Here is a 12,389-nt window from a genome sequence, read left to right as displayed (position 1 = left end):
GCTGTGAATCGAGCCACTGCATCAGTCGCGCAGCAGCATCAATCACAAATCCTGCGCGGCATAGAGAGCGCCGGGGGCATTGTTCTTGTCGAAGCGATCCGCGGTGACGAGCAGCTTGTCGTTGGTGAACGCCATCTGGCCCAGACGCGACATTTCGCGGCCGTAACCGGAAAGCTTCACACCACCGAACGGGATGTCAGGCAGCGAGGCCAACGGCGTGTTGACGAACATCATGCCGGTGTAGACCTTCGCGGCCACCTCGGCACCATGCTCCTTGTCGCCGCAGAAGAGCATGCCGCCCAAGCCATACGGGTTGTCGTTGGCGAGCGCCACGGCCTCTTCTTCGCTGTGGACCTTGTAAACCGCACCGACGGGGCCGAACATCTCGGTCTTGTAACCGGGATTGTCGGGGGTAATGTCGGTGAGAATCGAAGGACGGAAGAACTGGCCTTCGGAGTCGATCTCCGGGAAGCGGTAGGCGACCTTCGCACCTGCGGCGACCGCGGCATCGAACGAGCCCTGCAGCTTCTCCTTGGCGCGCTTCGAATTCATTGGGGCGATGGTGGTCGACGGATCCATCGGATCACCCGGAGTGACACGCGAGAAGGCGTCGATCAGACCATCGAGGAACTCGTCGTAGACGTTGTCCATGACGATGAAGCGCTTGGCCGAAGTGCAGACCTGGCCGGCGTTGTAAAGACGGACACGCCATGCACACTCGTTGACGTTCTTCATATCGGCGTCACCAAGTACGATGAACGGATCCATGCCACCCAGTTCCATCGTGCTCTTCTTCAGAGCCTTGCCGGCGGCACCCGCGACGGCCACGCCGCCACGTTCGGAACCGGTGAGCGCCACGCCCTGAACACGCGGGTCCTCAATAGCTTGCGTCACCTGGTCATAGGTCATGAAGAGGTTGGTCAGAGCGCCTTTCGGGGCTCCGGCCTCCTCGACGATCTCGCAGAAACGCTTGGCCGAGGTCGGCGTGTTGGAAGCGTGCTTCAAAATCATGGTGTTGCCAAGCATGTAGTTCGGCGCGAAGACGCGCATGATCTGATAGTACGGGAAGTTCCAGGGCTCGACCATGACGACGACACCGACGGACTGGTGCAGTACCTGGGCGTCACCGGCGACGATGCTGTCAAGCTTGTCGGGCTTGAGCAGTTCCTCGCTGTGATCGGCGAACCAATCAGCGATGATGGCGCACAGCTCCACCTCGCCTGCGGACTCACCCACGAGCTTGCCCATGTCGACCGTGCAGATCTTCGAAAGTTCCGCGGACTTCTTGCGGAACAGCGCTGCAACGTTGTGCAGAATCTTGGCACGCTCGGCAATCGGCTGGCTTTGCGTTTCATGATATGTCTTGTCCGCCAGATCGATGGTGCTCTTCAGCTCGGCATCAGTGGTGAACGGATATTCCTTGACCAGTTCGTTGGTATATGGATTGACGGTTTGATAAACCATAGCCACCTCCTTGTAGGCATAACCTATCATACCCCATAATTACACCCGAAAAAATTCTCTCCGAATAAAAAAATATCGGTCCGCCATCAAAAGACAACGAACCGATAACAAAAAAGAAAAATTATTGAGGCTTCAAAGGGCTGAGCCTATTCGCTTATCGAAGCGGAATCAGCGAAATCACCAATTCATGTGGTCACTAGGCTCATCGACGGGCTCATGCCTCACACCGGAAAGCATCAACGCGCCAAGCTCCGTGGCTGCACGCTCCTCGCGGTTCTCCAGTTCCGGCGTATCGAAATCCTCTTTCGTGGCCATCAGACTCGTGGCTGTTGGCACGGCGCGGAAGAACGCGAACAAACCGCGCATGACCACGTCCGGCACCAAAGCGTGACGGTTGGAACCGCCCGTCGCGGCCAGAACCAGCGGCATGTTGGTGATGGCGTCGCGCGGAACGAGGTCCCAGAACGCTTTGAACAGGCCGGAATACGAGGCCTTGTAAATAGGCGAAGCCACAACCAGACCGTCGGCAGCGGTGATCGAAGCAATGGCTTCCGCAAGACGATTGCTGGACTCGAAAGTCACCGAGGCCTTCGCGATGTCGACCGCCATGTCCTTAAGATTGACCATTTCGACGATGACAACCTTGCCCCGAGCCTCAAGATAGGCCTGGGCCTTGTTCGTAATCTCCTTGGCCAAACGCCTCGTGCTGGAAGGCTCCGAAATGCCCGCATTGACCACCGTCAAGCGGTACTGCTTCACATCGGCCTCCGCCTTAGCGGCCAGCGCCACAATGTCTGTCGTCTCCTCAAGACTCACAGTTTTCCTCCCTGCACCTGACAACTTCAATTTTTGAATGTTTGCTTCAAGCCTTGCAAGCGCGCCGTGAGGCACACTCCCCGGCAATCCGAGTACACGATATTCACTTGCTAACGTACCACGTTCATACGTCCGACGCGAGGCCGAAACGTAAGGTAGCACTAAGGAAACCGTGATTGTATTCACATTACGCAAATACAGGCAAATTATACCGCACAGAAACATCAAACGTTTTATAAAAATTGTATTATGAATATCGAATATTTACGATTGCATCGTTGAGGCGTTACGGCCTCGGCTTGGCCGTTGCGTCCATAGGTTTCGTCGCGATACTTGAAACGCCGGAATTGGCAGGATTGGCGGTATCCGATATTGCCGTACTGCCCCAACGATACTGCATTATCAGCGCTCACAGTACCGTTGGCATCTCAGTATTTCCGGATATCACCAGCATCGCCGGAATCCCGGTATCGCAACGAAACGACGCTTTGACAGCACTACTTACTTGTTGGCCTCAACGTGCTTGGCGAACGCCTCAGCGAAGCCACGCAGGAAGTCTTCGGAGCTCTCGACGGCCTTGCCGTCCTCGTCGAGACCGGTTGCGGCGTTGAAGTAGACCTCGGGCTGGCCCATGAGCTTCATGTCAAAGAAGAGGGCAACGTTGCGCAGGTCGTGCTGGGCCTGGGTGGCGCCAAGGGCACCCATGGAGGCACCGATGATGGCGGCGGGCTTGCCAGTGAAGGAGCTCTGGCCCCACGGACGGGAGGCCCAATCAATGGCGTTCTTGATGACGCCGGAGAAGCTGCGGTTGTATTCCGGGGTGACGAACAGCACGCCGTCGGCGGCCTCAACGGTCTTCTTCATCTCGACGACCTTGGCCGGCATGTCGCCGTCGAGGTCCTGGTTGTAAAGCGGCAGGTCCATATCGATGTAGTCGAATTCGACACCTTCGGGCGAAAGGCGCTCAACGTTCTTGGCGAGGCTCAAGTTGAAAGAATCCTTGCGCAGCGATCCGACGAAAACGGCAATCTTGGTCATGATAGTGACTCCTTAAAGTTGTGTAATTTTTGCCTATTCATTTACTTCATTCACAAGCAAGCTTGTAGGGGCAATACTAAACAAGACCAACAGTTGTGTCATATTTAGCTGCGAGGCAAGCGGGAATAAATCCGCCGGTTCGAATCTGTCTAATTATTGTCCGTTCTATTATCGGGAAAATACTTGCCTGAACCCAGTATTCGCAACATTTCCGCGTGTTTCAAAGCCTGTCGGTAAACTTGAACTATTTATCGGAACCTATCGATAACGGAGGGAAATTGAGCGCCAATCTGACCATTATCAGCCCGCTTTCCTGGGTTCAGGAAGCTTTCAAGGAGTATTTCGACAAAGCTCACATGACAAATATGTCACAGTCGAGTATCGCCTCTGCGGATGATAGTTCCGCAAAGAAGAAGGTACCTCTTTCTCACGATGCTATACAGGTAAAACCGCAGAATAATAAGGAAAGCAAGCCGGGTTCGTTAGACGGCAGAACCGTATCGATAGAGCAACGAACGGTATTGACGACACAATCACAATTCGAAAATCCTCTTGATAATTGGACAGCCACTTATGACTACGGTTTCGAACCGACTCGTGAGATTGAAAATACTACTACCATATGGATTACGGCCGATTTGCTGATTGCCAATAATCACTGGAGAATTAGACATAACCTATCTCTGCTAGTTTTTGAAGCGCCGACCGCGGATTGGCTGGCCCGTTTACCCCGAAAATTAACGCAACGAAACGTCATCATCGCCTCCGTCTCCGAAATTCGTAGATGGGCCAAGCTGCCGGAAGGACTGGGTGGACGTCCTTGGTCGCAACTGAGCCGCGGACGGGTTCCTGAATTCAGAGCGGCGCGAAGAAATCTTGATGAATTGCAGCGCGACCTGAGTAAAGCTCCCGAAGATTCGCTGATTGCCATTAGCACCCATGTTGACGGCATTCGCGAAGAATGGTGCGTTATCGTCAACGGCGGGAAAGCCGTGGCTTCCAGCGGATATTGCGTTCACCGCTCGGGTGATGAAGACAGCCATGATATTCTCACCGTGTTCGACGGGGCACGATTCCATGATTCCTACCGCGCCATTGCTGAATCGGCGGCAACCCAGGCTGCGCAGTCAAGCCATCTCGATAATGCCAGTATCATCGTAGGATTCCGGGATATCGAAGAAAACAAAATGCCTCCATCCTTTTCGGCAATTGCTCAGCCTGTGATTATCGAAGCCGGTCCTGTTTGGTGTACCACGCCCTATCCATTCCAAACCGCGGACGAAACCAACGCTTTTTTGCAAGCGATATCGGATTGTCGGATAATCCAAAATGACGACGGCACTTTCAAAAAGCGAAACGGTCAAAGCGTTCCAGAGAGCGCTATCTACGTTCCTGACCCGTGGATGGTCAGCCATGCCGAGCACCGGTATGACCGATTCGGTCAAACTGTCGTAAAGAGTATCCTTGGAAACAGAGAAACCGGCAACGACGAAGACGAACAGACGAAAGAGAATGCACGATGAAGTCCAATCCCAAACACGGCCCGCGACACACGAACAATTCCATGGGCAATATCTCGACTCATAGGGCATCGCCGCTGCCCCGACTTTGGGGAGCGGGCATTATCGTGCTGGCTTTACTCGTTATTGTGGGCGCGGCATTGTTCTTCGGTATGCGAAGCCACAACGCCTCCACGACTGCCAGCGATGTCACGGCCTCGAACGCCGCCATTAATAAGAAGAGCACGCCGAAACCGGTCACAACACATCACGGCAACTCCCCCGACTGCCCGGACGACGACTGCATCGCCCTGTTCGTCAACGGCGACCTGCTCTTCCACGAGGGTCTTTGGAAGAATTTCCAGAACAATCCGAGCGCAACCGACGGCACGGCCTTCAATTTCGACCCGCTGTTCGCGAATATGAAACCGTATATTCAGGCTTCCGATATTTCGGTGTGCGAGTTCGAGACGCCCATCGCACCGCGCGGCGGGCCATATTCCGCATACCCGATCTTCAACATTCCCCCGGAGGTGGCGGACGCCGCGGCGCATGTCGGCTACAACGCGTGCACGCATGGGACGAACCACTCCTGGGACCAAGGCAGCGCCGGTATCGCGAGGCTCTGGGACACGCTCGCGGCCGACGGCATCGCCCAGACCGGATCATACAAAACTGAAGAGGATTCGAAGAAACCGCTGGTCATCAACTCCCCCACCGGCGGCGGCAAGCTCGGGCTGATCACCGGGACGGTTTCGCTCAACGGCATGACCGCCGACCAGGATTGGCAGGTCGACAGGCTGCGCGAGGCGGGCGACCCTAATCACGAAGCCGACATCCAGAAAGCCGTCACCAAGGCGAAAGCGGCACGGCAGCAGGGCGCGGACGTGGTGGCGATAGCCATGCATTCAGTGCAGGAATATCTGACGAAAGCTGATTCGTGGCAGGTTTCGGAAGCGCACGAACTCGCGGATACCGGGGCGTTCGACGTTATCTATGGGGCCGGATGCCACTGCGCACAACCGATTGAGAAATATCACAATACATGGATCGTCTACGGGCTCGGCAACGCGGTGACCGTCACTTCCTATATTCCCGGCAACGAGGTCAACAACCAGGGCGTCAGTGCTCGCATCCAGTTCGCCGGCAAACGCGGCAAACCTGGAACTTGGCGAGTCAATCGAATCGACTGGGTCCCTACCGCCAATATGCAGCAAGGGCAGTACCGATGGTGTCCGATTGCGGGCGACTATCCAAACGGCGTGTGTTGGGACCCGGGGACCGACGCGAAACAGGAGCAACGCATCCACGACGTCATCTATTCGCTGGGTGCCGACAGCAATGTCGTGCGCGAGTGGCGGCTGACCGACGAACACAAATAAACTGATGGAACTCCGCGCCGCTAGGAACCGTGACTATCGCTAATTGCTAATTATGATTCTGTGACATACAAATTGAGGTTTCAGAAAACTTCTATCATAGTTTTCTAAAGCCTCAATCTTTAACGGATTAATTTAGATAAACCGAACAGGTACTGTCAACCGAGTAGCACGCAAGATTCTTGATACAAGCGATTCCAAACGTCCATCAGTCTTCTTAGCACGTACCGAACTCACGCCATCGACGCGCCAAGCTCCTTGATGCGTTCGATATGCTTGGCCGCGGCCGCATGGGCTTCCGGCGAAGGGTCCGCCATCTCGAGGTTATCGACGTAAACCAGCTCGGCGTCGTCGACCCCACAGTAATGGTGGAACATGTAGTAGATGACCTGGTTATAGATGGCGTCGTGGATGCCGGACTCGTGGTACCACTGCTCCGAGCTGCCAGTGAGCATGATGAAGCGGAACTTCTTGTCGGCGATTACGGACTTGCTGTGGCCCGGGTTGTAGCCGAAGTGACGGCAGAGCACACGCTCGGTGAAACCCTTCATCATCGCGGGCATCGAGCACCAATAGATCGGGCAGACCAGCGCAATGATGTCGGCACCGAGAATCTTCTGCTGTAGCGCGGCCACGTCGTCGGGCATCGGCCCTTCGTTGAGGTACTGTTTGCGGTCGGCCATGCGGTAGGTCGGGTCGAAGCCGATGGCATGCAGGTCGACGAACTCGATGTCCGCGCCCTTGCTCGCGCCGCCCTCGAGGAACGCCTTGCCGATATATTGCGTCAGCGATTCCGGATCCGGATTCGCCGTAAATGCTAGGAATTTGGTCATGTCACCATTGTACGGACGAAACGCGATTTTTGAACGTTCATGCTTCATTTGTAGCGTATAGTGTGACAAATGAAGCAGCTGACATAAAATTCGGGAGATTTTGCCATGTTTGATACTTCATTTGTCCCAAAATGCCGAAGCTATAATGAATCAATCCGTTCATGGACTTCCAGTATCAGAAAATCACTCCGAATCGAAGCAAACCCACTAACACCTATAAACGACACACACCGTGAATGGACAACATTCAATCCAACTGAGATATTAAATAGCAACAGTGACCCTCAAGCCTACTAACAGTGCTCAAATCAAGGGTCCTTCCACATTTACGTCGGCCAAGGCATGTAAATGCACTCGCCATATAAGAATCTTCTAAATATAAAGGTGTAGTTGAGCTGCAACCCAACTACACCTTTAATAAAGTGCCACTAGACGCAATGCGGTTCACTCATACACAGCAACGAGACGACCGCGGACGTCGCCGGCCTGCAGCTTCTTGAGGCCTTCGGGAATCTCGCTGAACGGGATTTTGGTGGTGACCGGGTCGAGCTTGCCGGACGCCATGAGCTCGTAGACGCCGGCGATGTCTTCCTTGATACCGCCGTTTGAGCCGCGCAGGTCGACCTGGCTCATGATGAGCGCCTTGGTGTTGATGGTGCTTTCGAGCCGACCCATGCCCACGAGCACCACGACACCGTGTTTGTTGCACGCCTCGATGGCCTGGGCCGTGGTGGTGCCAAAGCCCGCGAAATCGATGACCTTGTCGAACTTGATGCCGTCGGCAGCGAAATCGGCGACGGACTTCTTCACGTCGATGGCGCCCAGATCCTTGGCCATCGGCCATGCGGACTCCTTGACCTCGGCGACGTAGAGGTTGGCGCCGAGCAGATACGCGACGCGAGCGCCAATCTGCCCCAGCCCGCCGACACCGATGATGCAGACGTTCTCACCTTTCTTCACGGCCGCGCGCGTGGCGACGGCGTGGTAGGAGGTCATGCCCGCGTCGGTCGCCGCCGCTCCCCTGACGAAATCGACCGAATCGGGAATCGGCACCAGCGCCTGCGCCCCGATCTCGACCTTCTCACCATAGCCGCCATCGAAGCTGCCGCCTGGCGTGCCAGCCGAGGTGGTCGGGCAAATCGCGACCCTGTCACCAACCTTGAAGCCTTCGACACCTTCCCCGACCTCGCTGACGACGCCGGCGTCCTCATGGCCGAGCGTAAACGGCACGGTGTGCCCCGTCATCCAGCCCGGATCAGTCAGGAACCCGACGTCCGTGTGACAAAGTCCGACCGCTTTCATGTCGACGACGACCTCGCCCGCCTTAGCATGCGGCTCCGGCACCTCCTCCAACTTCAGCGGCTTGTTAGTCCCGTAAAATCTCCATGCTTTCATGGTTGTGCTCCTTTGGCTTAACAGCCTATATTCTAATCAACAGCAATAATTCTAAAGATTCTCACGATAATGAATCTAATTTAAGCCAGCATCATGCATTCATACTTAAAAACAGTTATCCATACATAATACGAAAATGGAATTATCTTAAATCGAAACGAAATGAGGCAATCTTGAGTAAAGCCAGCAAAGATGCAGAACCATCAAAGCCTGCCGAGAGTAAAAATTTGATAGGATTTAAAATTCACAAAGGTCCTTGGTTAACCTTAGATACCTCTCTTAAAAAGCCCGAAGAACCTTCAAACGCAAATACATACAGCTCCCCAAACGAGGAAGAAGCTGCAAATGCACAATTCAAAAAAGATAAGACAAAGTGGACTGAAAATAACGAAGTTAGAAGCACACTCGATAGCTATCTCTTGTCTTCATTGCAGATGTCTAATCTCATAGTTTTAGCCGGATCGGGCACTTCTTTAGACCCTATGAATGGCCCAAGCATGTGGGATTTATGGATTAAATGTCAACCGTTCATTACCGACGACATAAAAGATATCTTGCAAAGAAGATTAAATTATGACGTCACAAAGGAGGATAACATTGAGAATTTTCTAAGTATTATTGAGCTTCTTGTCGACTCCTACCATAAAGAAGAATCTGCTGCGGAAATAGCGACAAAAACCCCAGGTGCAGCTGAAAGTTCATTAGCAATAAAGCCCGAAACAAGAGACGAAAAGAACTCTAGTCCTAAAGAAACGACAAAAGAAAGACTTTACAAAGAAAATGAAGCATTAAAGCAATGCCTTTCTAAGATGAAAAATACAATACTCGATTGTTGTAGATTATTCTTAAATCCGGCAGAGGGATTGTACGAAGAATGTTCATCATATTTAAACACATACGCCGAAAATGATTTACTTACGAAATGCGATGAGGATAATCCCATTAATAATTTTGTAGAAAATTATAGTTCGTTAAAAAGAAGCAGTAAGGATAATAGCGACAAGCAAATTGCTTTAGACAGAATCAGAGAAAAAATTATCAATCGCAGTATCTTAATCTGGGGAATGAATCTTGAACTATGGAATAAATGCAAACCCCAAATAACTAACGGTAATGCAGACACAATCAGTATTTTCGTCAAAGCTTTAGACGGGAAAGAATACAAAAAACAAGGCGATTCGAAACAATACCCTGTAGAATTACTTTTGAATAAAGCCGAAACTTATCTTAAGCGTTCGAAAGAAAGAAAGTCTGAGGACTATGAATCTGTCGAAAAATGGAAAAATAATTTACTCGAATTAATCTTTAACTCAAGTCCGGAACTGCTTAATAAAACTTGCAGCTTAAACGCTCATAGTGTTTTCTTACAAAAGTTGTCTCGTCGTCGTACAAATGCTCCTCGCCCTAAATTATTTACTACCAATTACGACCGGTGCTTTGAAACTGCAGCTGGGCAAAAAGGACAAGTTCTTATTGACGGTTTTTCTTTTACCAACCCAAGAATTTATGATCCGAGTTTCTTCGGATACGATATAGTACGCAAGACCTCTGAATCGGAGCATAATTCTGTTCTGCAAGAAGGAGTAATTAAGTTATACAAAATTCACGGATCAGTAGACTGGAAAAGGGTTAAAAATGCAATCACTATCGACGAGCACGTCAGCGGAGACGATGCTTGCATGATTTTTCCAGCTAAGCAAAAGTACCATCAAAGCTATATACAACCTCATCTTGAAATGATGTCGCAATACTTAGAAGCATTACGAGAACCTGAAACATGTGTGTTAGTTATAGGTTTTGGACTACATGATGATCATCTGTCTGAGCCATTATTAAGTGCAATTAAATCCAACAGTTCGCTGCGTGTAATCTTCGTAGTACCTCATCTGGAAGATAAGGAAACCAGCACCGACAAAGATGATAAGTATTGGTCAGAGGCATTTAAAGAAATGAGTAACGGTGCAGATATCGCAATGATTAGCACTAAATTTGAACCATTTGCTAAGGAAATACCAGATATAAGAACTTTATCAACTGACGATAGAGCCATCAAGGCTCTTCGAGAACTTATTCGCGAAGCGAGCATACATGACTGAAGAAAAAAGCAATAAGACACAAAGTGGTCTTTTCTTAAAACAATTGTTCATTGGAAATGTCTCTGATATAAAACAGGATGAAGTTGTTTGTACAGTCACCAATCAACAAATTCATACCGGTGTCCACTATGACGGCACTCGCCATGGTTTAGGGGAAGTCGGCGAGTATATTGTTGTTCAATCTCAAGAAGTAGCACTTTTAGGCAGAATTAATGAAGTATCTGCCCTTCGTGACGATGTTGCCAAACTAAGGCATGACCCCTATAGAATCGACACGGTCTCAGCGCAGGCAACGATGCAAATCTTAGGCTCCATTGCACAAGACTCTTTAGAAATAACAGCAGGGATGTCATCTTCACCGAGAATTGGAGATTCTGTCTATTCATTACCTATTAAGTTTATCGGAGAAATACCAACACGCATAAAAGGCATAAATGACACAAACCCCAATAGCAACCAAGCACTTGTAACACTAACCTTAGGGACTATCAAGGGAACACAGACGGAAATGCAACTGCGTCCCGAAGAAATCTTTTCTCGTCATTGTGCAATCTTAGGAATGACCGGCAGCGGGAAAAGTTGGACATTAGAACACCTTTTAGAGGAATTACAAAGATATTCTGGTTCCAAAACGATATTAGTCGATTCCACTGGCGAATATAAAACATGCTCAGTTTCAGAAGACCTCAAAAACACTGTCGAGTGGTATCACACACCTGATGAGGATTCTGAAAGTATTTCGGCAAATGAAGTTCTTTTTTCTGCAACTAATTTTTCAAGTTATGATTATCTTTCCCTGTTCACCCCTTCAGCTGCAATCCAAGCACCCGTCTTAAGAGACGCTATACAATCACTGCGAATTTTAAAATGCTTACAGACAATGGAAAAACCTCCAAAAAACTTGGATAAAATCATAGATCCCTCAATTCTAGACAATGCAAAAACAATTGATAAAGACGGGAAAGAACCTGCTGACTTTGCTGAACTAACAGAAGATCCTGCAGTGTCCAAATATCTCGCAAACACATTTGCGGATTTCGACCTTAACGCATTGCAATTACAAATCAAAGCCGAATGCGTTGAATCCAAAGAAGGAACGGCTTGGAAACGAAGTAAAAATGCACTAAATCAATGCCAATCGTTACTAATGCGAGTCGACGAAATAATCCGTAGCAATAGATTTGCCCTTAACATAAGTGATAAAACCAATTGCAATTTTGACAGTATCGTCGATAAATTTCTTTCTGATACTAATACAAATAATTTATTCGTAATCGACATCTCAGCCATGGATGCTTCTGGCGAGGCAAGACCTGTTATAGTTAACGCAATTGCTAACTCATTGATGAAAAGAGCCAAAGAAAGAAAATTGATAAATGCAGACAAACCATTATTGCTGTTTATCGATGAAGCTCACAATTTTATCGGTAAAAATATGGACTCTCAAGAGGTTGCATTACCTCTGCAAGGTATCGAAAACATAGCTCGAGAGGGACGTAAATATGGGCTTAATTTGTGCCTCGCTACCCAACGCCCAAGAGATCTTTCAGGTGCGACACTAAGCCAGATGGGTACCATGATTGTTCACAGGCTCATTAATGACGGAGACAGAAAAGCCATTGAAAATGCGAGTGGCGCTGCAAGTAATGCATCTTTACGTTTTCTGCCGGATTTACAACCTGGAGAAGCCCTGATTCTGGGAACTGACATCCCGATACCTTTAGATGTTAATATCGCTTCACCACTAAGACGACCTCAATCGCAAAGCTCTCATTATCAAACAGCCTTATCGGAGAAAAATAACTAAGTACGATAGAGTGCAGACAATAAAGATTAGAATATAGTTTCTTGACTTATCATCTGTACCCC

9 protein-coding genes are annotated in these 12,389 nt (G+C 50.0%); 4 read left to right on the top strand and 5 right to left on the bottom strand.

Translation table 11 applies throughout. The annotated features are described in order from the left end of the window. Positions 1-42: 42 nt before the first annotated feature. From OZX72_RS02905 to OZX72_RS02895, 3 genes are all read right to left on the bottom strand, one after another. On the bottom strand, positions 43-1,464 hold the full coding sequence (locus OZX72_RS02905; RefSeq protein ID WP_277158919.1) for an aldehyde dehydrogenase family protein: 1,422 nt from the start codon (positions 1,462-1,464) through the stop codon (positions 43-45). Positions 1,465-1,641: 177 nt separating this feature from the next. Further along, entirely contained in the window at positions 1,642-2,280 is a 639-nt protein-coding gene (locus tag OZX72_RS02900) for a CE1759 family FMN reductase (RefSeq protein WP_277158918.1), read from the bottom strand. A 501-nt stretch (positions 2,281-2,781) separates the two neighbouring features. Beyond that, positions 2,782-3,318, bottom strand: a complete 537-nt coding sequence (locus tag OZX72_RS02895) for an NAD(P)H-dependent oxidoreductase (protein WP_277158917.1) — start codon at positions 3,316-3,318, stop codon at positions 2,782-2,784. A 278-nt stretch (positions 3,319-3,596) separates the two neighbouring features. Between OZX72_RS02895 and OZX72_RS02890 the strand changes: the two genes are divergently transcribed. Together OZX72_RS02890 and OZX72_RS02885 are read left to right on the top strand one after the other, a co-directional pair. Next, positions 3,597-4,841 (top strand): hypothetical protein, encoded by a 1,245-nt coding sequence (locus OZX72_RS02890; protein ID WP_277158916.1) that lies wholly within the window; start codon positions 3,597-3,599, stop codon positions 4,839-4,841. A 149-nt stretch (positions 4,842-4,990) separates the two neighbouring features. Continuing rightward, positions 4,991-6,199 (top strand): CapA family protein, encoded by a 1,209-nt coding sequence (locus tag OZX72_RS02885; RefSeq protein WP_277159343.1) that lies wholly within the window; start codon positions 4,991-4,993, stop codon positions 6,197-6,199. 230 nt (positions 6,200-6,429) lie between these two features. Here OZX72_RS02885 and OZX72_RS02880 read toward each other — a convergent pair whose 3' ends face one another. Then, entirely contained in the window at positions 6,430-7,029 is a 600-nt protein-coding gene (locus OZX72_RS02880; RefSeq protein WP_277158915.1) for an NAD(P)H-dependent oxidoreductase, read from the bottom strand. A 444-nt stretch (positions 7,030-7,473) separates the two neighbouring features. Then, positions 7,474-8,424 (bottom strand): zinc-binding dehydrogenase, encoded by a 951-nt coding sequence (locus tag OZX72_RS02875; RefSeq protein ID WP_277158914.1) that lies wholly within the window; start codon positions 8,422-8,424, stop codon positions 7,474-7,476. Here OZX72_RS02875 and OZX72_RS02870 point away from each other — a divergent pair. Both OZX72_RS02870 and OZX72_RS02865 read left to right on the top strand, forming a co-directional pair. Then, positions 8,415-10,520: an SIR2 family protein gene (locus tag OZX72_RS02870; protein ID WP_277158913.1), complete on the top strand. Its 2,106-nt coding sequence runs from the start codon at positions 8,415-8,417 to the stop codon at positions 10,518-10,520. The two genes, OZX72_RS02875 and OZX72_RS02870, sit on opposite strands and share 10 nt — an antisense overlap. Continuing rightward, a complete protein-coding gene (locus OZX72_RS02865) occupies positions 10,513-12,327 on the top strand; it encodes an ATP-binding protein (protein WP_277158912.1) in 1,815 nt (604 codons plus the stop codon). Before OZX72_RS02870 ends, OZX72_RS02865 begins: the two co-directional genes overlap by 8 nt. Positions 12,328-12,389 lie beyond the last annotated feature (62 nt).

This window comes from Bifidobacterium sp. ESL0769 (assembly GCF_029395495.1).
In the GTDB taxonomy this organism is placed as follows: domain Bacteria; phylum Actinomycetota; class Actinomycetes; order Actinomycetales; family Bifidobacteriaceae; genus Bifidobacterium.
Note: the sequence above shows the minus strand (reverse complement) of the source record. Positions and strands in the feature narration are given on the sequence as shown.